The sequence below is a fragment of the Sphingobacterium sp. Mn56C genome (genome assembly GCF_049319645.1).
Classification (GTDB): domain Bacteria; phylum Bacteroidota; class Bacteroidia; order Sphingobacteriales; family Sphingobacteriaceae; genus Sphingobacterium.
The window spans coordinates 1,515,717-1,536,875 of record NZ_JBMOUC010000001.1; the positions used below are offsets into that span (position 1 = coordinate 1,515,717).

Sequence of the window (21,159 nt, forward strand, 5' to 3'; positions counted from 1 at the left end):
TCTTTTAAAAAACAACCTATTACTTTGCAGGAAGCGAAACAGCATTCCACTTAATCGCTTTTTTCGCCGTTAAATCATTGCCATTAGCGGTATAATCTTTGACCACACTGCCAACGCCCTCATTACATTTCCAGTAAGCCACCAAACCCTCCGACGTAGGGCTTACCTCATATGGATTCGCGGCAATCTCTTCTGCTGAACGTTCAATATTCCAAATTCTACATTCCGCAAATTCGCCAGCAAGGAAACGGTCGTCGGCATAAGACCTACCGATGTAGAAACCATTACTCCCATTGACACCAAAACTTACCCGCGACAGGTTACTATTGCCTTCCGACTGCAACTTACCATCGACATAAATGCGGATTTTGCGGGTCTGATTATTGAATGTTACAGCCACGTGAATCCATTTATTTGCTGGCAAGCCCTTCAATGCGGCATCCGCACCGGGCATATTTCCAGCCGATGTCGCCACCTGAATCTGATTCGGAGGAAAGTTGGCATCCCCCAAACGGATTAAAAATTGATTTTCAATACCCATTACGGTGCTGATCATACGGTCGAAATTGCGCACCCGAATAAGGGCCTCTAATGTTAGCTGCTCTAAATTATTAACAGGAGCAGCTGTTTTCCATTGGTCGATATGCAGGTAATTATCCTCCATATCGGCAACAACATCAATCAGCGCCCCCCCTTTGACAACATAAAACACCGTTTGCTGACTAGCTAAAATGTCCAGACTACCTTTTGACAAGGATATAGGCAACACGAATACTTTTTCGCGATCCAAGGTATTAATCTGGTCAAAGGTTACCGTAACCGGTGCCGACTCTACCGAGCCTGGACTTATTTCGGCCGTAGTATTGGAAATATGGTAATACGTAGCGGGCAAAACTTCGGCTTGTTCTTTATAAATTTCCGTGTATGCCGAAACCTTCGATGGGTCGGCGTTAAGACCTACCGTAACCGGTTGGCTTTCCAGATTAGCCATGGCAACCTTTAAGGTATATTCGGCCGTAACGTTCGATGGCTTATTGATAATACGTTCGATTTTACCTGTAGAAATAAACAATTTATTTGTAAAAGACTCGTCGTTTTTACAGGATATCAGGAGGGTTAAAAGGCATAACACAACCCCTAAGGAATAAAAATATTGCTTTCTCATAGCGCTTATTTTTGTTTCATTGCCGGATTAATAATTTGTATTGCTTCCCTACTGTACTGATAGCTTTTCAGTACATTGTAATAGTCGTAAGAAAGATTTTTATACCCTACACCGTGGATTTTTATCCCCTGCTGCACTGCTGCTGCCCATTGTGCCGTAGCCAGAGCGGCACGTGCCCCATTCGCGAAGTAGCCTAACTTGGCTTCATCTGCTTTGTAGGATGTCATACTCGCTAAAACAACAAATCTATGCGTCGGCACCTGCGCTACGCTGGCTGATAAAACAGCATAACTTAAGCCACCCAAATCGAGCACCGCATCGGTAGGGAGAATTATAAACGCATAATCTGTCAGCATATCCTTGCGAAACAAATACTGTGGAGTACCCTTAAATGCCAGGGTTTTACCCGCGTAGGTGCTGTGTGCAGGTTTTATCAAATCAAAGAAAAGGTCTTCCTCTGCCTGCACTTGCTTCGTCTCATCCTCCGATAAATGATTCACATCTTTTCCGTTATAGGATACCACCAAACCCTGATACGGATATTTTGCTGTCGCCGATAATATTGCCGTTACCGTATCCTTCAAGAAACTAGCAAAAGGAATATCCAAAGTATCCTGCATTAAATAGCTGCTTTTAATTGTATTGAAATCAATTTCGAAAAGCACCTTAGTTTGCTTCTTTTCAAGTAGCGCCTGCATGGCTTCAACCTCGCGGTCTACCAAGGCTAACGGCGACTCCAGCACCAGATAATCCAGACTATCGGGCACCACAGCAAAATGATCGCCTTGACTTGTCGGATTTTTTTTGCTGTTGTTAAACCAACCTAAATTTATTTTATGGGGGTTATTTTTGAAGGCCCTAAGATCTTCTAGATACTTGCCATATATTTCAGGATTTTGTTGCTCCAGATCCGGACTGGCGATATCTAATGGCTTAGGCTCTGTCCATTTTTTACAGGCAGCACCATTTAGCAACAGTCCGCCGCATAGCAGGACCAGCATATATCTCTTTATATTTAAAGCTTGAAATTTCATAACTACCGAATTATTTTTTTACCCACCAAAGATCTGTACCCATATTATCAGCACCTTTCAATAGGTTGCTTACCGCATCGTTAACATTTTTGTTATTCTCGGTATACTCCTCCTGCGGATAAGGCAGTCGACGGGCCATACGTCTGCTATCCACCCTACCGCCACTGTTGTTGACCATTACCTCCATTAATTTGGGGTAGCCAGTACGGCGGTATTCGGTCCATGCCTCAATACCTAAGGGGAAATTAGCAATCCATTTTTGGGTAATGATGCGTTCCAACTTCTGCGCAGCAGTACCTTCCTCCACCCATTTTATTGTTATGGTACTTGGTAGCCCCGCATATGAAAACGAGCCTAAAGGATCTACATAAGCGGCTGGCCGGCTGCTGCTATTATTTAAATACGCATCGGCACCATTTACATTCCACTGCTCGAAAGAAAGGCGTATACCCTGGTTGTATAAGCTGGCAGCGCTGCCGCCCATATTCCAGCCCTTTAACGCCCCCTCGGCCTGAAGGAAGGCAACTTCAGCAGCATTAAACCACAGCAATTTATCGCTCTCGCCCACATTCATATTGGCGTATTCCTTGGCCGTATTGCCACTAGGAATCTGTATCCCCGAGCGTAAGCCAAAGAAACCATTGCTGGGCCCATTGCTAAACGTCGATGCGGTAAAGTATTTCTCCCGACGTGGATCGCCATAACCATTCATATACGACGTAATATCTGCCGAAACACGCGAGTCGCCATTGTTGTACTCGTACATAATAACCCGAAAAGGATTTCTATTGATGGGTTTTACAAACGCATTATCGGCGTTGCTACGGATTACGCCAATCTCATGGTTTACGGCCTCTTCTCCCATTTGTCGCGCTTTGACTGGACTGACATCCGATATGTGTATCGCTAACCGCAGCTTCAATGCGTTAGCAAGTTTGATCCACTGCAACACATTCCCGTCGTACACCAAATCAGCCTTACTCGAGAAGTTCTGCGTTTTGCGTGCTGTGAGGGTATGTATAGCCGAATCCAGTTGCGAAAACATCAGCGCATATACCTGCTCCTGAGCATCATACGGCGCCACCAAAGCGCCATTTTCGCCCACCTTAGAGTAGGGTATTGGGCCATAAATATCCGTAACACGCGAAGCTGCCATTACCTTAACAATATCCGCAACGGCATGCACCGACACATCAGAGCTTACCTGTTTTATAGTTTTTGTCTGGACAAAAAGTTTGGGCAGCACCTCATTAAAAGGAACGCGCAACCAACCATTCTCAGGGTTATAGGTAGCGAAGTTTTTGCCATTAAAGCCATTATTTGCATCGGCCAAATAACCGCCCATAGTGCCCCCCAGTAGACACTCGATAAACTGGTGCGAATTAATATCTAAAGGGACAACCCAAGCTTGCAGACCTATCATAGCCGACGATAGAACATACGCATCGCGCTCTACCTCCTCTGGCGTAGCGCCACTGGAATCCGTATTGTAAGCCTCGTAATTTTTTGTGCAGGAGAGCTGCGCTGCTGCAGACAACAGTGCACCCAGAAATAAAATTTTATAGCGTTTCATAATTGATTTAAAATTTAAGACGAATATTAAAACCTAGATTCCGTGTACTTGGCATCATAAAATAATCGATACCTTGGTAGTAGTTGCCCGTTGTTGCGGTAGCCTCCGGGTCAAATGGGGCTTTGTTATAAATCATCCATAGGTTACGGCCGACTACATTGACACTTAAAACCCCCTTATTCCCCAGAAAGGATTTAGGGAAGGTGTACCCTACTGTAGCCTCCTGCAGCCGCACGTTGGTAGCACTATAGGTATAGAACTGCGGAATACCGCTATTCTGTCCGACTACATTATAATACGACTCCGGATTTACCCTGTCTGTACCATTTACAAATACGCCTCCCTGATCGCGAGCCATAGCGGAGGCCTCCGACACACCATAATAGTCCATAAAAGCCTGCGTCGCGGAATACACCACCCCACCGAAGCGTGCTGCCACTGTAAAATCTACCATCCAGTTTTTATATTGAAAATTATTCCGTAAAGCCATATTAGACTTCGGAAAAATACTGCCCAGGTAGATATCGCCCACATTATTGTTATTCACCACATTGCCCTCCGGCGATACATAAACCTTGCCGTTAGCGTCGCGTAATAAATCCGATAGGGAGTACAGGTCGCCTAAAGTTCCGCCTTCCTTCAGGATAAATTTAGCCTGAGAGAGACCACCGACATCCAGTCGGTTTTTGTTGATTACAGCGCCCGTTTCCGGATGCACGTAATTACGTACCAGCTCCTTAATTTTATTTCTATTTAAAGAAAAGGTGTAGTTGGCATTCCACTGTAAAGCATTCCATTTTTTCTCATAACCAAAGCCGAGTTCTATACCACGGTTTACCACTTTCCCGGTTTGCACATACAGACGATTGTAGCCCGACGATACAGACAATTGTGGATTAAACGTTTGATTTAATGTGGTAGCATGGTACAAGGTGAAATCTAACGTAAAACCATTTAAAAACTTCGCATTAAAGCCCACCTCCGCAGAATTTGTAAGTTCGGGTTTCAGATCACTTATGGGGTAATTGGACAAGGCCTTATATTGCTGTGTAGCCACATCCCATTCGTATACCGGGTTAGCGATATAACGTACGAAAGGCCTACCCACCGAAGCATACGACGAACGCACCTTCAGGAATTGAAATACCGAAGATAGATCCATTGCCTGCGATAATACGGCGGATGCACCTATGGAAGGGTAAAAGAAAGAAGGCTGACTTGATTTTGGGCCGGCCAGATTCGATATCCAGTCGTTTCTACCCGTTGCCGTAATGAAATATGTATTTTTATACCCCGCCTCTATACTTGCAAAAACTGATTGCATCTGGTAGGTATGATTTAATAGCGGCATTTTTTTACGGCTATCGATTTGGTTTATATCAAACTTATTCGTTAAGCCGCTCTCTAATATCGGTCCACGTAACGGGAACGACTTTTCATTTTCATGTTGGATAATACCACCGACATTAGCTTGTAGGGAGAAGTCATTAAATGATTTATTGATATTAGCCATAACATCTCCATAAAACTGGTTGTATTTTCGGTCATCGATACCAAAAAATCCATTGTTAGACCCATCAGTTATGGTTGTATTTGTGCTGGCATACAGTTTCTCGGTAAATGTGGATACCGTATTGTCTAAGCGCCCCCTGGAAGTTATGGTTAACCAATCGTTTACCCGGTAACTTAAACTTGCATTCAGCATGTAACGGTCTTTCTTCGTCTCACGAAGGTTTCTGTAATTCACCCAGTACGGATTTTGACCTACGACCTCATTTAACCCCTGTGGCCAATATTGCTCGTAGATTTTACGCTGCACATTGTAGCGCTCGAACATACGAATCGCCTCCCAATCATCCCCACGTGGAAACAGGTAGGCTGTCGTTAATGGATTTGAATAAATACCCTGGTTGGTCATATTCAGATCCCGCTGTTTAATATAGTTTAAACCGGCATCGAAGGTCAACCTGTCGTCTAGAAATTTCGCTGTATTCCTTACGGTGAAGTTGTAGCGGTCATACTTATTGTTGGGCACTATACCTGCAGAATTTACCGCTCCCGCCGAAGCGTAGGTTTGGTTCTTATCTGTTCCTGTTGATAGCGCTATTCCCTCGGTAGCCACTATACCCGTTTGAAAGTAGTCTTTCGATGGAGAATAGTTATAATTTGTTGCAGCATTAAGCTTATCACCCCAGCTTTTATCGTTTACATCTGCAGCAATGCCAGAACCTGTGCCGTAGCGATTTTGAAAACGTGGCAGCTGCAGTGGATTTAAAAACTGCGTGTTTTGCGTTAATGTTAAGGTAGTTTTCCCTGCCGTGCCTTTACGGGTATTAATAACAATAGCTCCATTAGCGGCATCTGAACCGTATAATGCTGCTGCCGCCGCTCCCGATAGCACTGTCATAGACTCAATATCCTCGGGGTTTAAATCGGCTATCCCTTCCGATGTTCCTGTAGATGCAAATTCTGACCCTTCACTGGATCTTTTGTTGCTCATCGGAATACCATCGATTACATAAATTACATTATTTTCTTGTTCAATGGTTTTAGAACCACGCATTACCACCTTTACCGCAGCACCAACACCAGCAGAGCTCGTATTTATCGTTGCTCCTGCGACTTTCCCCGTTAAAGAGTTTATCACATTCGCATCTCTAATCTGTGTTAGGTCGTCGCCTTTAACCTGCTGTACATTGTAATTTAATGCCCTTTCAGAACGCTTGATACCCAGCGCCGTAACCACCACATCCTCAATCGCTTCGTCCGAAGGATTCAGTTGCACACGTAGCGCTGTTGCCGTATTGCCTAGGGTAAGCTCCTGGGAGCGATAACCTATATAACGAAAGGAAAGTACATCCCCGTTTTTAACATCGCTAAGTGTAAAACTACCATCTGTATGGCTACGTGCCCCTTTTGTTGTCCCTTTCACCGTAACGGTAACGCCAGGTAATGGATTGCCCTTTTCATCCACGACGACACCTCGTACCTCCTGTTGCACGGCCTTTGTTTCGGTGTTGAGCGACGGCTTGGGTTGCTCCGCCGTAGCAGCCTCTGGCGATGCCACAATTAATAAGGTGCGATCTTTTTCGTTGTAGGATAATGGCTGCCCATTTAATAAGACCCGCATTACCTCCGCTAGGCTGGCCTGTTTAAATTCCACCTGCAACAAACGTTCATCGTTTAGTAGTTGTGTGGAGTATAATACATTGTACCCCGTTTGTTTTTTGATTTCCCGAATAAGATCTGCCGCCTTGATACGTTGTTTTCGCAACGTAACATGCCCTTGTCCGGCAGCTGATATGGAAATCTGAAGCATAAGCATAGATATGCCTATAGTTCGTATCATCTTAAATGATTTAAACCACATAGTTTTACCTTGGATTTTAATGAATTGTTTAGTTTATAATACTTCTATCACCCCTTGGGGATACTTATTTTTGGTTATTTTTAGTTTCTATATTGTTATTTAGTACTTATCGCATTATTTCATTGGCAACTTTATAATTAATAAATTGAATTGTTTGTTAGTGTTTGTATTATACTATAATTTAATAATTTACCTGTGACTTACTTTGTTTTATTATTCTATTGTTTTATTATTATATTGTTTTCCCTGGGTTTATAAAGGTATATAATTAAGCATAGCCTGTACAGTTATGTTACTGTATGACAATAGCACGGCCTTGAATTTGAAAGCGCACGTTACTGGTCATTCTTAGGAGGTCTAAAACCTGCTCTACATGAGCATATCTGGATATTTCGCCATTGAAAGCCACCGATTTTGCCGCAGGGTTTTGAAACGTATATTCAATATCATACCAGCGCGATATCCGCTCCATAATCGACTGCAAGTTTTCCTGGCGAAAGACAAAGACATTCTTTTTCCAGTCTACAAAATCTTGCACATCAACTGTGCTGATGTTAAGCTTATTCGGCTCCACCTGCGCTTGTTGTCCGGGCCGTAATTTTTGTCTATTATTAATTAATACTGCGCCTTCCAGCAGTGTCGTAACACTCTTCTGCGTATTGTAACTGTTGACATTAAAAATGGTTCCCAAAACCTCAATCTGCTGCTGATCGGTTTCCACAATAAAAGGTTTATTTTTGTTTTTTGCCACGTCAAAATAACCCTCCCCATGAAGGGTTACCGTACGTTTCTCTTGCCGATGCATATCGGTAGCAAAACGCAAAGACGAGGCAGCATTTAGCGTAACTATAGAACCATCGGGCAATACCACTTCAAACTGACCTCCACGAGGCGTGCTAATGGTGTTATACCCTGTACCGGTATTTTTAGTGGGATCAATGCTATACTTTAGCAGCCCACTTTCTGTTTTGGATATCGTTAACCCTTGGTCGTTTGTCGTTTCAGAACCCTCGCCCGTTAAGTATATCTTCTGTCCATTGGATAGGGTTAAAACCGCCTTATCCTCCCCCGGATGTATAACAGTATCGACGGCGGCCAATGCCGATGTATGGGGTTTATTATCCAGGTATAGCCGTGAGATTAAAACAAAACCAATCCATAACGCTACGGCGGCTGCGGCCGCATACCAGACAAAGTGCAAACGCCTTTTAGGTTTCGGCACACCAAGGTCAACCGCAAGGTTAGCTTCAATCTTCTGCCAGATTTTCTGCTTATCCTGATCGGTAAAATCTGCAGGCATTTTTACCTGCTGCTTTTCCAACCACAACTCCAGCAGCTCCTTTTCTGTTGCTGTACAGGTGCCATTGGCATATTTATGGAGTAATATTTTTAATCTTTTGCTGGTCATAAAATTGGTTATTTTTCTCGCTAATCTATATACATGTTGCACGAATGCCCCCTAGGGAGTATAGAATTTTTATTTTTTTTCGCTGGGCGTATAAAAGATGTTTTTACTTGAAAAAAGCCAATAAAACAAGGATTTCTACGGTGTTTCGACCTAACTTATAACGAAAAACTTTCAGAACATTCTGAATTTGTTTACGTACCGTCTTTTCGGAGATGGCCAACTTCTCGCCTATTTCCTTGTGCGATAAATGATCCTGACGGCTCAAACGGAAAACCTCCTGCGCACGTGGCGGCAGTAAGTTGAGCTGCTGATCAATATAGGCTTGCAATTCTTTTTCTTGTATAGCCCCCAGAATAGGGTCATAATAGGGCGATACAAAATCTATAATACTTTGGGTATATTGGTTGCTGTATTTTTTCTTTCTTATTTGGTAAAGAGCCTGTTTACGGATGGACATATGTAACCAGGCGCCAAGATTATCGATTTTTAATTCTTCCCTACGCCGCCATAAGGAGGAGAAAACTTCCTGAATAGCATCTTCCCGATCTTCGGTGTCTATTTTTATGCGTAAGGAGTAGGAAAATAAGGGCTCGACGAAGCGGTTGTAAACTTCGGTAAAGGCGCGATAGTCTCCAGCTTGTATGCCGAGAAACAATTCCTCATCTGACCATTTCACGTAGTTCACAACGAAATTACCCATAACCTTGCTCTGCTGTTAAAACTTTATAACTGGAACAACAAATATAGGTGATTTTAAAAAATAGACCTAATAATTCTAATATTAAAGGTGAAAAGATTTAATATCCGTATACTATAGAACAAAAACAACCATAAAACAGTTGCTTTCGTCACTTTCTTGGTAGTACAGGTAACCGCCATGGCCCTCCATTATCGCTTTAGATAACGCAAGTCCAATGCCTGCACCTTCCTTTCTTGTGGTATAAAAGGGTAGAAATATTTTGGCGACAATTTGCGGATCTATACGTTTTGCCGAGTCTACAAAGGCCAAGGTGTAGCGCTGATTTTCGGCCTTTACCCTAACCTGTATAGATTTCTTATCCTCGGTTTTTAAGGCATAGATGCTGTTTGAAAGGAGGTTTATAAAAACCTGACTTAGCTGCCCCACATCCCCCTGTATGGGTAGGCTCTGCCGATCATTGACAAACGTTACCTGGATTCCCTCCTTTTCAAAAACTGCTTGATAGGAATACAGCACATCCTGTATTAAGGGTATAATATCCAGCGTAGACTTCTGCGGACTAGGGAGCATGGTCAGTTGGCGGTAGCGTGTTACGAAATCTTGCAGATGGTTGCTGCTGTTGCGGATAGTTTTTATCCCGATACGGAGGTCATCCTTATCCTCCTCCGATAGCCTATCTTGCTGTAGTATCTCTTCCATCGTTGCCGCAAGGGTATGAATTGGGGTTAGAGAGTTCATAAGCTCATGCGACATAACCTTCATCACATCCATCCAGGCCTCATCCTGCTTCCTGTTGATCAGCCTTTGGATGGAATCCATGATAATGGTATAGTACATCGTTCCGCCGACATTCGCGATTGCGGTTTGAATTAAAAAAGTCTGCTTTTCTCCTTTATCCAGCTGAATTTCCCAGGCCTCCTTAAACTCGGCAAAATTTTTATCCGCAAAAATGGCGCAGAAATTTGGCAGCTTCTGCTGCAAAAAATTCCAGGATGAAACCGCCGGTATAGCAAAGAAATCCTTAAAGTACTGGTTCATAAAAAACAGCTTCTTGTCGCCCTCCCCTTCCGGCAACTGGAGCATAACTAAACCCGACTCCATACTGTTTAAGAGCTGATCGTAAAGAAATTTTTCGGAGGCTCTATCCTGTTCTTTTTTCTGAATATGTGTATACAATACATGTAAATCCTTAATCGGACTATCGCGAAGATCTGTGGAAAAGTCTATGGAGTAGTCGCCATGGATTAAAGCAAGCGCAATTTTTTGCATTTGCTTAAACGGCTTCATCAGGGCTACATTCAACGCTAAAAATAAGGCCAGCAGCAGTATAAAAAACAATACAGCAACATAGTACATGCTCATAACAGCGAACTGCAGGGTACAGAAGGCCACTGCGATAATTAGCAGCAAGTGTAAGCCTAAAAAAAGACGCGTTTTGTTTTCCATAGTTTAAGGCTGGTGAATATTATATTTTTCCATTTTTCTATACAATGCCTGCCTGGAGAGCCCCAATGCTTCTGCACAACGGCTTACATTGTATTTATGTTTCACCAAAGTCTGCTCGATGGTAAATTTTTCTATTGCTGCCAAAGACGGTTCATTTTTAGGCTTTTCCAATACGGGAAGTTCCGAAAAACCCAGCCCCTCCCAGGTAACCCGGTTATCCTCTGCCAAGATAACACCACGTTCTATTCTATTTTGCAATTCGCGAATATTCCCCGGCCAGGCGTAGTGCGCTACTTTTTCTAAAACACCATCCGCTAGGCGCAGATCTTCCTGCTGATATTTCTCGCTATAAAAATTTAAAAAATGGTTCACCAGTAAGGGTATATCCGGCCCCCGGTCGCGCAAGGCTGGCAACAGCAGTTCTATGGTATTTATACGGTAATAAAGATCCTCCCGGAAAGTCCGCTGCTCCACAGCTATCTTCAAATCTGTATTTGTTGCGACAATAATCCGGACATCCACGGTACGTGCCTTATTCTCCCCCAGACGAACGACCGTTTTACTCTGTATAACCTGCAGCAACTTGGTCTGTAACCGCAGCGGTATATTCCCAATTTCATCCAAAAATATCGTTCCCCCTGCTGCAGCTTCAAAACGCCCTGCCGTATCCTGCTTGGCATCGGTAAATGCACCACGCACATACCCAAAGAGGTCACTTTCAAATAAATTTTCGTGTAAAGCACCCAGATCTACATGTACAAAAGGGCCTTGTGCGCGTAACGATTGTTGGTGTATAAACGAGGCCAGCACATACTTTCCGGTTCCATTTTCTCCTAATAATAAAACGTTGGCATCGGTGCACGCAATACGCTGTGCCATTTTATACAGCTTTTGTATAGGCTCGGATATGCCGGCATAAAGCTGGTTCATCACTGGAGACTGCTCCTTAGTGCTGGTTTTATTTTTACGGATTTTCTTTACCGTCTGCTTCACGCTGTCTAGCAGCTTGTCATTATCCCAGGGCTTCAATATATAATCTATAGCCCCCAACTTCATCCCCTCCACGGCGCGCTCGACCTGCCCATACGAGGTCATTAACAGAATATGCACATCTGGAAATTGCTCTCGAATCTCCTTGAACCAGTAAATCCCTTCACGTCCATCCTCATAACCCAGTCTAAAATTCATATCCAACAGCACCAATTCAATTTGGTGCTGGGCAATACTACTTAATATATCCTTTGGATTATTTAAGGTTACAACAGTTTCTACCTGTCGTTTTAAAAATAATCGGGCCGCAATCAATACCTCATCTTGGTCGTCAGCAATTAAAATACGGCAATTTATCTTTTTCATACGTTCGTGTTACTAATCCATTTTCGGACACCGGCTTGTCCGCTATCGGACAAGCGTAATTTTTTGAAGACCGTCCGTCTGCTTACTATCAGCCACTTATATATTTTAAGCAAATTGGCACATTTATTAAGCCCTGAAATGCAGATATATACAAACGTTATATGGACATAAAACTTCAGACCAAAAATAAAAAAAAACGCAATACTTTGCTAGTTGCAGCGCTGTTATTGACTTGCATGGGCCTCGTCGTTTACCTGAGAAGCAGACCGCAGGAGCTGACCATAAAACGCAGTGAGGTCTTACTAAAAAAAGTGAAAAATGGCGCCTTTGAAGACTTTATTATCTTCCAAGCACAGGTAGAACCGCTACATGCACAGCTTATCAATATTATTGAGGGTGGAGCAATTCAAGAATTATATGTAGAAAATGGAGCGGATATTATTGCCGGTATGCCACTGGCACGGCTGTACAACCCCATTACCGAATTTAACTTCCTTGCCCAGGAGACCGGAATAATCGAACAAATAAATCAGTTAAATGTTGCCAAGCTAAACATCCGCAACCAGGAATTTCAGCTATCCAAAGAACAGGTATTAATCGAGCACGATTTTAACGCCGCCAGCATGGAGAACAAGTTAAATAATACCCTGTATGAGAAGAAAATTCTCGCCAAAAACATCTATGATGCTAGCGCTGAAAAGCTACGCTATCAAATGGAACGTAAAGAAATTATTCAAAAAAGTATAACTAAAGAAAAGGAAAACAATACCCTGCAAATTCAACAGATTAACCAAGCACTTTCTATTATGGAAAAGAGCCTGGAAACCCTACGCAACAATAAAAAGAATTTTTTGGTATTAGCGCCTAGCAGTGGTCGCCTTAGCGCTTTTGATGTGACGCTAGGGCAAAATATTGCCGCTGGTACTGCTATCGGGAAAATTGATAAAATGATGGGCTACAAGCTGACAGCGCAGGTCGATGAGTATTACCTGGAAAAATTGACACCAGGCCTAACAGGCTCTGTTCTAATTAAAGAACGTACGCAGCCTGTACAGGTCACGAAAATACTCCCTGAAGTAAAGGAAGGCAAATTTAAAGTGGAGCTGGAGTTTATGGAAGGCATGCCTATGGATTTACAGGTGGGTTTATCCTTTGGTGTTAACCTACAGCTTTCTGACACCCAGCAGAAACTGCTGTTACCGAAGGGAAGTTTTTATACCCACACCCAAGGCAAATGGATTTTTGTCCTTAAAAAAGAGAAGGCCATACGCAGAAATATTGCCTTGGGCCGCGAGAATGCATACTATTATGAAGTGCTGGATGGGCTAGCTGCAGAGGATGAGGTTGTCGTTTCCAACTACGATGATTTTAAGCATATAGAGATTCTTACTATACCTAATCGTTAATTTTATAGACTACATTATATGAAAACTTTAAAAATTGCACTGCTATTATTTATCGCCGCAACAGGGGTACAGCAACAGGCTATGGCGCAGGTTAATCGGCCTAGTATAAAGGCAAACAGCCCTAAAGTATCGGTAAAAATTGATGGTAAATTATGGGAAGCACGTTGGAATATTGAGCCACAAATCCAACCCGACGTTTTTAAAACCAGCGCCAAGGAGGTTGTGTTCTATACCGATATAGACTCTATTAGCCTGCGTGTAGACCCCAATAATCCGGTGGATTTTAATATCGTCCTTAATGGTAGAAATGCTTGGACCCAGGTGCTGTATGAGCCCAGTAGATTAGCGCAGCTTAAACATGCTGCAGCCTACGATGCCGAAGATAAGCAGCCTATACCGGCGTTCACCTATCAGGATAAAAGTAGCCCTGAATTAGTGGCCTTACGCGAAACGTATAAGCTGGATTCTATCGCTGGCAGTGGCAGTGAGGTATCGCAGTTTATCCACCTTATGAACTGGGTTCACCATCAAATAAGGCATGATGGCCATAGTGAAAACCCCACAATCAAAAACACAAATGCTTTGTTTCAAATTTGCCTAGATGAAAACCGAGGTGTAAATTGCAGAATGTTGGCCATGATTTTGAATGAATGCTATCTAGCAATGGGATTTAAGTCGCGGTATATTACCTGTATGCCCAAAGAGCTTAAATTTGATGATTGCCATGTTATCAATATGGTTTACAGCGAAACCCTGAAAAAATGGCTCTGGATGGATCCTACCAATAATGCCTATGTGATGGATGAAACGGGCATGCTATTAAGTGTCGCTGAAGTACGGGAGCGCTTGATAAACGATAAAACGTTGATCTTAAACCCAGATGCCAACTGGAACCGCAAGTATAGCCTGACAAAAGCCGATTACTTGGACCAGTATATGGCCAAAAATCTTTACCGGATAGAGGCGCCTGTTTACAGCCAGTATAACGCGGAAACTTGGGCCACACAGCAGGAGGTACAGTATGTGCAGCTTGTCCCTATGGATGCCATAAATCAAAGTCCGAAAAAGAAGGTGCAAACAAACCCGAATACTAAGGTTAGTTTTACCAATTTCCTGACCAACAATCCGGCTATTTTTTGGGCACAGCCTTAGCCAAAGTGTCGGTTTGTACGAAACAAAAATCTGAATGTTATGATTACAATAAAAAACTTATCTAGAATATTTACGTCTACCGAGGTGCAGACGCGTGCCCTTAGTAGGGTCAATCTACAGATTAACGAAGGCGACTTTATTTCTATAATGGGGCCTTCAGGCTGTGGTAAATCTACGTTATTACATATTATCGGTTTACTGGATGATATTTCTGAAGGTAGCTATGCCCTCCTCGGTCAGGAGATTTTTGGGCTTAATGAAAAGGAAAGAGCGAGAATACGGAAAGCGAATATTGGCTTTATTTTCCAAAACTTTAATCTTATAGACGAATTAAATGTATACGATAATATTGAACTGCCTTTAATTTACAACCGCATTCCGCCAGGGGAACGTAAGGTGCGGATTCAGAAAATGGCCGAAAAGCTCAGTATTTCCCACCGCTTACAGCATTATCCGCAGCAGCTCTCCGGAGGGCAGCAGCAAAGGGTCGCTGTCGCTAGGGCTTTAATAAATAACCCTAAAATTATACTGGCCGACGAACCTACAGGAAACCTGGATAGCAGCAATGGGAATGATGTTATGGAGCTTTTGACAACCTTACATGCGCAGGGAACAACCATTCTGATGGTAACGCATTCTATGCACGACGCTGGCTTTTCCCAAAAAATTATTACCATGAAAGATGGTGAAATTCTTACCGAACGTAAAAATCAAAAAACAGTGGATGTTTTTAAATCTTAATTATTAAAACAAATGAAAAAATTAATAACCTTAGCATTTGTCGCGCTGGTAAGCTGCGCTTTTGCTCAAAACAAAGAAACACGTAAAATCTCTGATTTCAACGAAATTTCCGTTTCTCAAGGTATTAAAGCCGAAATTATTGGCTCTGTACGCAATGAAGTGGTCGTAGACTGTGAAAACCAGGCCCATCTGGCACTTTTAGAGACGGTCGTAAAAAATGGAACTTTGTTTATTCGGTACAAGCCGAATTCCAATATCCAATCCAAACGACCGTCAGAAGTGAAAATATATGCTTCACCGAATGTCTCCGCTATACAGGTAAGCTCTGCGGCGTTGTTAAATATTAGTGCCCCTGTAAAAAGCAGCAATATAGATGCGCGTGTTTCTTCCTCAGGAACCTTATTGTTTAAATCCCTTAGAGCCGATAAGTTAACACTGCAAACCTCGTCGTCGTCCGAGGCTAAAGGTGAAATCGCCGTACATGACCTAGCGGTTAATAGCAGTAGTTCCTCGACGGTTATTCTTACCGGATCGACAAACACGGCCGACATCAACACCAGTTCTTCGAGTACGGCCAACCTCAAAGATGTTAAAGCTAACCATGCTGTTGTATCGGCAAGTTCGTCGAGTACTATTCTCGTGCAGGTAACAGGCGAGTTAACGGGGAAGGTTTCGTCATCGGCAACCGTTATTAATACTGCTAAGGCTAAGTTAATCCAGGTTAAAGAATCGTCTAGCGGTAGCGTAAAAGCTATGTAAATACATCAAAACATCCATTATGTTTAAAAATTGGTTTAAAATATTCCTGTACAACTCCCTGCATAATAAGCTGTATTTCCTGCTTACTGTGTTTGGCTTAGCGATAGGTTTAACAGGGGTAATCTTGTCGTCTTTATATTGGAATAATGAAATTTCTTACAATAAGGATAACCCCGATCGGGATAGGATTGCGGAGTTGTTGATAAATATGGGCGAAACTTCCTGGGCCTGGCAGGTTGCCCCTTTAGGCAAGTATGCGCTGGAGGATACGGATAAAATTGAAGATCTCCTGTATTACTACCAGGGCTACAGTTCCAATCCGTATCGGTATCAGGGGAAGCACCACTATTTAACCGGCATTTTTAATGCGCAGGCTTCCTTTTTTGATTTCTTTCCGCATGAGATTGAAAGCGGAAGTACGGCTAAATTTAAAAATACCCCCAATGCTATTGCTGTAGAAAAAAAGCAAGTAGAAGCTATTTTTGGTGATATTGACCCTATCGATAAAATCATGGTAGATCCTTATGGGAATGACTTTATTGTAACGACGGTTTTTAAGGGTAATTCGAATAGCTCTGTCGTTCCTAATTTTGTTATTACCACAGTAAATAATGCCGTAAAAAATGGGATTGAGCAAAATAACTGGAGCGATTTTAACTTTTCACTTTTGGTTAAAGTTAAGGAGGCTTCGGATTTTGATGCGGTAAGAAAAACCTTTACCGATACGTTTTTTAAGCGTCGTGTTGCTGTTTTAGCCAAAGAAAATGGTATCAGCGAGGAGCAATATATCAATCGCTATGGCAGCTTTTCTTTTGCATTTGTCCCTTTAAGTAAGGCGCGATTAAATGCGCATACCAAAACTACAGGCCTTCCTGAGGGAAAGGGAAATTTAACGTTCCTGTCCATAAATGTAGGGCTGTCGCTTTTAATACTTGTTATATCTATTTTCAACTACATAAACTTATCGACAGCCTATGCCATAAAAAGGGCCAAAGAGATTGGCATTAGAAAGGTTATTGGTGCTACAAAGCTGGAAATAATCGGCCAGCAGATTCTGGAGACCGCCATGACAAGCTTTGTAGCCTTACTCCTAACGTTGGCCTTTACAGAGGTGCTACTGCCATATTACAATACCCTGCTAAACAAGCAGCTTAGTTTAAACTTATTGGATTATATCGGTCCTTTTTTAGCGTTGCTTGCCGTTGTTATCTTGCTGGCAGGTGTATTCCCTGCCGTCTATGTGGCCAACTTCGCAACATTAAAGGTCTTAAAAGGAAACTTTTCACGCAGCAGCTCGGGTATATGGATCCGTAATACAATGCTTGTTTTACAATTTTGTATTGCTACGTTTTTTATTATATCGGGAATCATCATTAACAGCCAGGTAAACTATGCCATGAATAAGGACTTAGGTTTTCATGCCGATCAGATTATAAGTATTGGCTGGGATCAAAATGTGCTGGATAAGTTTGCGGACTATCAGCGTATAAAACAGGAGTTAACAAAAATCCCTGGTGTTATGGATGTCAATACAAGTGTTTTTACCGTCGGCAAAGGATCATCGTCTTCCTCAAGCTATAGCTATAAAGAGAGGAATATCCAGGGCCAGAATATGGCGACAGATTTTGGCTTTCTGCCTTTCTATGGCATAAAAATTAGTCAGGGCCGCGACCTGGATCCTAACCTTGCCTCCGATTCGGTAAGCAATATATTAATCAATAAAACTGCCATGGAGATGATGGGTGAAAATGACCCTGTAGGTAAAGAAATACTATGGAACGGTAAACAGTTGAAAATTGTTGGGGTCGTAGACGACTTTCACCTGTATGGCATTAATCAAAAAATTCCGCCCATGACATTTTTCCATATCAAAACCATCGATTGGATGAAAGGAAATATCAGTAGTATATCGGTGAAAATAAAACCGGAAAACATGGAGCATACCATTCGGCAGATTGAGCATTATTGGACAAAAAAAGTGGATACAAAGCGTCCTTTTAACTACGATTTCGTGGATAAAATATTCGCGCGTACGTATGCAGACTATGTGAACCAACGGAATTTGTTTGCGATCTTAAATATCGTTGTGATCAGCATAGCTTTATTTGGTCTTTTTGCGCTCTCTGCTTACACTATCGAACGTCGGTACCAGGAGATTGCCGTTAAGAAGGTTCTCGGTATTACAAGCGAATCCTTGGTTTTTGATTTGACTAAGCAGTATATTCTGCTTTTAGTCGTTGGTTTTATCCTGGCCTTACCGCCCAGCTATTACCTGATGCAGCGTTGGTTGGATACGTTTGCATACCGCATAGAGTTGCCCCTTTTAGCATTTTTTACGGCCTTCGGTTTAATGTTTGTTTTAACGCTTGCCGTTGTTGTTTCTAAAGCCCTTAAAGCAACACGCATCAATGCCTTGACGTATATAAAATATGAATAGCCTTTACCATCGTCGCTTTTATAGCGCTGTACTGCTCGTACTTTTTTCCTGCTATACTGCAGGGGCCGAGTTGTACCTTTCTTTGGATCAGTGTAGAGAACTGGGCTTAAAGAATGACCTCTCCTTTCAAATCCAAACCTTAGCGGTAAAACAGGCGGTAAATAAACAGCGAAGCTTGCCTTCGCGTTTTCTACCCTCGGTATACCTTAGTGCCGACCATCAATATGATTTCGGTTCATCCATCGATCCGAATACCAATAATCGGGTAGCGGCAAACTTTCAGTTTGATAGGTTTGCTCTTCAGGCACAGCTGGACATCTTTAATTTTGGGCAGCTTTGGGAATCAAAAATAGCGCTTGGCGAGGTTAACATTCAACTGGCACAACAGCAATTAATCCGGCAGGAATACTTGACCGTGTTGATCGAAAAATATTTCGCCGCCTTAGCTGCGCAGTACTGGACAGCAACGCTTGGGGAGCAGCTACAACAGACTGCGGAGCAGGTAGACCGTATACAGAAGGAGCTGAACGATGGCGCTCGCCCGGAGAGTGATATTTATGATATACAGGTCGTTTTTACGCAGGAGAAAAAGCAGCTTTTACTACAGCAACAATCCGAGTTGAATAAGAAAATGGAATTGTTGCAATGGATAAACCTGCAAACGGTGGATGCGGAAACACTTGCCCTGCTCAAGCCTGCGGAGGTAGCCCCACCACAGCAACTTTGGGATGCTAAAACGAGTTTAAAGGTCTATGCCGAACAGCAAAAATATGAAAAACTGCAGCGGCAACAGCAGCAGCTGCTTTCGGCTTACTTACCCACTTTGTCGTTGGGCTATGCCTACGGTTCTTTTTTCTCGAAACAGGTCGATAATATATGGAATACTTCCTTTAGCTTCGGGCAGCAATTGAATAACAACAAAAGTCAGTTCTTAGGGCTCAACCTTCGGGTACCGATAAGTAGTCGTGGTGATGCCAGACGCCTGCGAATGGCGAAAAAGATAGAAATAAAACAGCAGGAAGTACAGATCGAAAATACGGTTTTACAACAGCATAACCTAAACCAGAAGTATTACAGAAACTGGCAGCAGTATCATCAGTTAACGCCGCTACTGCTGGAGGCCTTGTCCTATGCCGAAAAATCGTTGACGACCACCCTACTGAAGCTGGAATATGGAACGGTCGATATTTCGCTGTATAAAATTGCTAAAAACCAGGTTATACATGCCCGATACGAGGTTATCAACAATGAGCTGTCGGCCAATATGCTCGAAATCCTGCTGCAGGAGTTACAGCAGTAGCGATTAATTTAAATATTTCCTTTTAACTTATACTTTTATTAATTACCTTTGCACTTCCGTAAATACGGAAAAATTTAAATTAACATAACTATTTAAAAAATGCAACAGTACGAATCTGTAATCATTCTTACCCCGTTGCTTTCTGATGATGCTGCGAAAGAAGTAATCGCAAAATTCAAAAGCATCCTTACTGAAGGCGGAGCCGAAATTATCGCAGAAGATAATTGGGGTTTGAAAAAATTAGCGTATCCAATCCAGAAAAAAACAACTGGATTTTATCACTTAACTGAATTCAAGGCTCCAGGTGAATTAATTAAAAAATTAGAGGTTGAATACAAACGTGATGAGCGTGTGATGCGTTTCTTAACCATTGCGCTTGACAAACATGCCGTAGCTTACAGCGAGAAAAAACGCAGCGGAGCATTCAACAAAAAAGCGGAAACTAAAACTGAGGAGGTAGCAAACTAATGGCAAACGAGAATATTCAGTACGTAACAGCCCCTAAAGTAGAGGACAACCGTAAAAAATATTGCCGTTTCAAAAAGAACGGTATTAAATATATCGATTACAAAGATGCTAACTTCTTAATGAAGTTTATTAACGATCAAGGTAAAATCTTACCACGTCGTTTAACAGGTACATCATTGAAATTCCAACGTAAAGTAGCTCAAGCTGTGAAACGCGCGCGTATCATCGGTTTATTACCTTATGTAGCTGATTCATTAAAATAAGGAGGATAGACGATAATGGAAATTATATTAAAACAAGATGTTAAACACCTTGGAGAGAAAGACGATATCGTAGTAGTAAAACCAGGTTACGGCCGTAACTACTTAATTCCTCAAGGATTTGCTATTTTAGCAACTACGTCAGCTAAAAAAGTTTTAGCTGAGAACATCAAACAAGCACAGTTCAAACAAGATAAAATCAAAAAAGACGCTACAGAATTAGCGGCAAAATTAGAAAATGTAAAACTTTCTATTGGTGCTAAAGCTGGTGAGTCTGGTAAGATTTTTGGTAAAGTAAACAGCATTCAAATTGCTGAAGCTTTGAAAGCACAAGGATATGATGTTGACCGTCGTCGCATTACATTCGAAGTAGAGCCTAAAAACTTAGGTGAATACGTTGCAAACTTAAACTTACACAAAGAAGTGAAAGTTCAAGTTCCTTTCGAGGTTATCGCTGAATAATTTTTATTTAGCTTCACATATTACAAATAAGGTGCCTTTTGGGGCACCTTATTTGCTTTAGGGACTATAATTAGTTAGATTTACGATAATTAATCGATAAATCGTAAATAGAAAAACGTTGC

At 42.2% G+C, this 21,159-nt stretch carries 17 protein-coding genes; 9 read left to right on the top strand and 8 right to left on the bottom strand.

Annotated elements, in window-relative coordinates:
* Window positions 1-19 precede the first annotated feature (19 nt).
* The 8 genes from ACL9RF_RS06370 to ACL9RF_RS06405 form a co-directional block, all read right to left on the bottom strand.
* A complete protein-coding gene (locus ACL9RF_RS06370; RefSeq protein WP_422799765.1) occupies window positions 20-1,165 on the bottom strand; it encodes a DUF1735 and LamG domain-containing protein in 1,146 nt (381 codons plus the stop codon).
* A gap of 5 nt (window positions 1,166-1,170) precedes the next feature.
* Complete coding sequence (locus tag ACL9RF_RS06375; protein WP_422799766.1) at window positions 1,171-2,199, bottom strand: glycoside hydrolase family 18; 1,029 nt, start codon at window positions 2,197-2,199, stop codon at window positions 1,171-1,173.
* A 10-nt stretch (window positions 2,200-2,209) separates the two neighbouring features.
* Window positions 2,210-3,772: a RagB/SusD family nutrient uptake outer membrane protein gene (locus tag ACL9RF_RS06380; RefSeq protein WP_422799767.1), complete on the bottom strand. Its 1,563-nt coding sequence runs from the start codon at window positions 3,770-3,772 to the stop codon at window positions 2,210-2,212.
* A 7-nt stretch (window positions 3,773-3,779) separates the two neighbouring features.
* Window positions 3,780-7,121, bottom strand: a complete 3,342-nt coding sequence (locus ACL9RF_RS06385) for a SusC/RagA family TonB-linked outer membrane protein (protein ID WP_422799768.1) — start codon at window positions 7,119-7,121, stop codon at window positions 3,780-3,782.
* A 313-nt stretch (window positions 7,122-7,434) separates the two neighbouring features.
* Window positions 7,435-8,550, bottom strand: a complete 1,116-nt coding sequence (locus tag ACL9RF_RS06390) for a FecR family protein (protein WP_422799769.1) — start codon at window positions 8,548-8,550, stop codon at window positions 7,435-7,437.
* A 103-nt stretch (window positions 8,551-8,653) separates the two neighbouring features.
* Window positions 8,654-9,250 carry an RNA polymerase sigma factor gene (locus ACL9RF_RS06395; protein WP_422799770.1) on the bottom strand — a complete coding sequence of 199 codons (597 nt, stop codon included), beginning with the start codon at window positions 9,248-9,250 and terminating at the stop codon, window positions 8,654-8,656.
* Window positions 9,251-9,361: 111 nt separating this feature from the next.
* On the bottom strand, window positions 9,362-10,696 hold the full coding sequence (locus tag ACL9RF_RS06400; protein ID WP_422799771.1) for a sensor histidine kinase: 1,335 nt from the start codon (window positions 10,694-10,696) through the stop codon (window positions 9,362-9,364).
* Between the two features lie 3 nt (window positions 10,697-10,699).
* Entirely contained in the window at window positions 10,700-12,052 is a 1,353-nt protein-coding gene (locus ACL9RF_RS06405; RefSeq protein WP_422799772.1) for a sigma-54-dependent transcriptional regulator, read from the bottom strand.
* Window positions 12,053-12,213: 161 nt separating this feature from the next.
* Between ACL9RF_RS06405 and ACL9RF_RS06410 the strand changes: the two genes are divergently transcribed.
* From ACL9RF_RS06410 to rplI, 9 genes are all read left to right on the top strand, one after another.
* The gene (locus tag ACL9RF_RS06410) at window positions 12,214-13,458 is read left to right on the top strand and encodes an efflux RND transporter periplasmic adaptor subunit (protein WP_422799773.1); all 1,245 of its coding nucleotides are present in this window, start codon (window positions 12,214-12,216) and stop codon (window positions 13,456-13,458) included.
* 18 nt (window positions 13,459-13,476) lie between these two features.
* Window positions 13,477-14,610 (top strand): transglutaminase domain-containing protein, encoded by a 1,134-nt coding sequence (locus ACL9RF_RS06415; RefSeq protein ID WP_422799774.1) that lies wholly within the window; start codon window positions 13,477-13,479, stop codon window positions 14,608-14,610.
* A 39-nt stretch (window positions 14,611-14,649) separates the two neighbouring features.
* Window positions 14,650-15,351 (top strand): ABC transporter ATP-binding protein, encoded by a 702-nt coding sequence (locus ACL9RF_RS06420; protein WP_422799775.1) that lies wholly within the window; start codon window positions 14,650-14,652, stop codon window positions 15,349-15,351.
* 12 nt (window positions 15,352-15,363) lie between these two features.
* The gene (locus tag ACL9RF_RS06425) at window positions 15,364-16,110 is read left to right on the top strand and encodes a GIN domain-containing protein (RefSeq protein WP_422799776.1); all 747 of its coding nucleotides are present in this window, start codon (window positions 15,364-15,366) and stop codon (window positions 16,108-16,110) included.
* A gap of 19 nt (window positions 16,111-16,129) precedes the next feature.
* Window positions 16,130-18,547, top strand: coding sequence for an ABC transporter permease (locus ACL9RF_RS06430; RefSeq protein WP_422799777.1), 2,418 nt, complete (start codon window positions 16,130-16,132; stop codon window positions 18,545-18,547).
* Window positions 18,540-19,847, top strand: coding sequence for a TolC family protein (locus tag ACL9RF_RS06435; RefSeq protein ID WP_422799778.1), 1,308 nt, complete (start codon window positions 18,540-18,542; stop codon window positions 19,845-19,847). Before ACL9RF_RS06430 ends, ACL9RF_RS06435 begins: the two co-directional genes overlap by 8 nt.
* A 99-nt stretch (window positions 19,848-19,946) precedes the next feature.
* On the top strand, window positions 19,947-20,315 hold the full coding sequence (rpsF, locus tag ACL9RF_RS06440) for a 30S ribosomal protein S6 (RefSeq protein ID WP_422799779.1): 369 nt from the start codon (window positions 19,947-19,949) through the stop codon (window positions 20,313-20,315).
* Window positions 20,315-20,578: a 30S ribosomal protein S18 gene (gene rpsR, locus ACL9RF_RS06445; protein WP_422799780.1), complete on the top strand. Its 264-nt coding sequence runs from the start codon at window positions 20,315-20,317 to the stop codon at window positions 20,576-20,578. The genes rpsF and rpsR overlap by 1 nt, the downstream gene beginning before the upstream one ends.
* 15 nt (window positions 20,579-20,593) lie before the next feature.
* A complete protein-coding gene (rplI, locus tag ACL9RF_RS06450) occupies window positions 20,594-21,037 on the top strand; it encodes a 50S ribosomal protein L9 (RefSeq protein WP_422799781.1) in 444 nt (147 codons plus the stop codon).
* Window positions 21,038-21,159: the final 122 nt, after the last annotated feature.

Excerpts from the sequence above, each read along its gene's own strand:
- ACL9RF_RS06370 (WP_422799765.1), bottom strand. The coding sequence starts at position 1,165 with ATGAGAAAGCAATATTTTTATTCCTTAGGGGTTGTGTTATGCCTTTTA.
- ACL9RF_RS06375 (WP_422799766.1), bottom strand. The coding sequence starts at position 2,199 with ATGAAATTTCAAGCTTTAAATATAAAGAGATATATGCTGGTCCTGCTA.
- ACL9RF_RS06380 (WP_422799767.1), bottom strand. The coding sequence starts at position 3,772 with ATGAAACGCTATAAAATTTTATTTCTGGGTGCACTGTTGTCTGCAGCA.
- ACL9RF_RS06385 (WP_422799768.1), bottom strand. The coding sequence starts at position 7,121 with ATGATACGAACTATAGGCATATCTATGCTTATGCTTCAGATTTCCATA.
- ACL9RF_RS06390 (WP_422799769.1), bottom strand. The coding sequence starts at position 8,550 with ATGACCAGCAAAAGATTAAAAATATTACTCCATAAATATGCCAATGGC.
- ACL9RF_RS06395 (WP_422799770.1), bottom strand. The coding sequence starts at position 9,250 with ATGGGTAATTTCGTTGTGAACTACGTGAAATGGTCAGATGAGGAATTG.
- ACL9RF_RS06400 (WP_422799771.1), bottom strand. The coding sequence starts at position 10,696 with ATGGAAAACAAAACGCGTCTTTTTTTAGGCTTACACTTGCTGCTAATT.
- ACL9RF_RS06405 (WP_422799772.1), bottom strand. The coding sequence starts at position 12,052 with ATGAAAAAGATAAATTGCCGTATTTTAATTGCTGACGACCAAGATGAG.
- ACL9RF_RS06410 (WP_422799773.1), top strand. The coding sequence starts at position 12,214 with ATGGACATAAAACTTCAGACCAAAAATAAAAAAAAACGCAATACTTTG.
- ACL9RF_RS06415 (WP_422799774.1), top strand. The coding sequence starts at position 13,477 with ATGAAAACTTTAAAAATTGCACTGCTATTATTTATCGCCGCAACAGGG.
- ACL9RF_RS06420 (WP_422799775.1), top strand. The coding sequence starts at position 14,650 with ATGATTACAATAAAAAACTTATCTAGAATATTTACGTCTACCGAGGTG.
- ACL9RF_RS06425 (WP_422799776.1), top strand. The coding sequence starts at position 15,364 with ATGAAAAAATTAATAACCTTAGCATTTGTCGCGCTGGTAAGCTGCGCT.
- ACL9RF_RS06430 (WP_422799777.1), top strand. The coding sequence starts at position 16,130 with ATGTTTAAAAATTGGTTTAAAATATTCCTGTACAACTCCCTGCATAAT.
- ACL9RF_RS06435 (WP_422799778.1), top strand. The coding sequence starts at position 18,540 with ATGAATAGCCTTTACCATCGTCGCTTTTATAGCGCTGTACTGCTCGTA.
- rpsF (WP_422799779.1), top strand. The coding sequence starts at position 19,947 with ATGCAACAGTACGAATCTGTAATCATTCTTACCCCGTTGCTTTCTGAT.
- rpsR (WP_422799780.1), top strand. The coding sequence starts at position 20,315 with ATGGCAAACGAGAATATTCAGTACGTAACAGCCCCTAAAGTAGAGGAC.
- rplI (WP_422799781.1), top strand. The coding sequence starts at position 20,594 with ATGGAAATTATATTAAAACAAGATGTTAAACACCTTGGAGAGAAAGAC.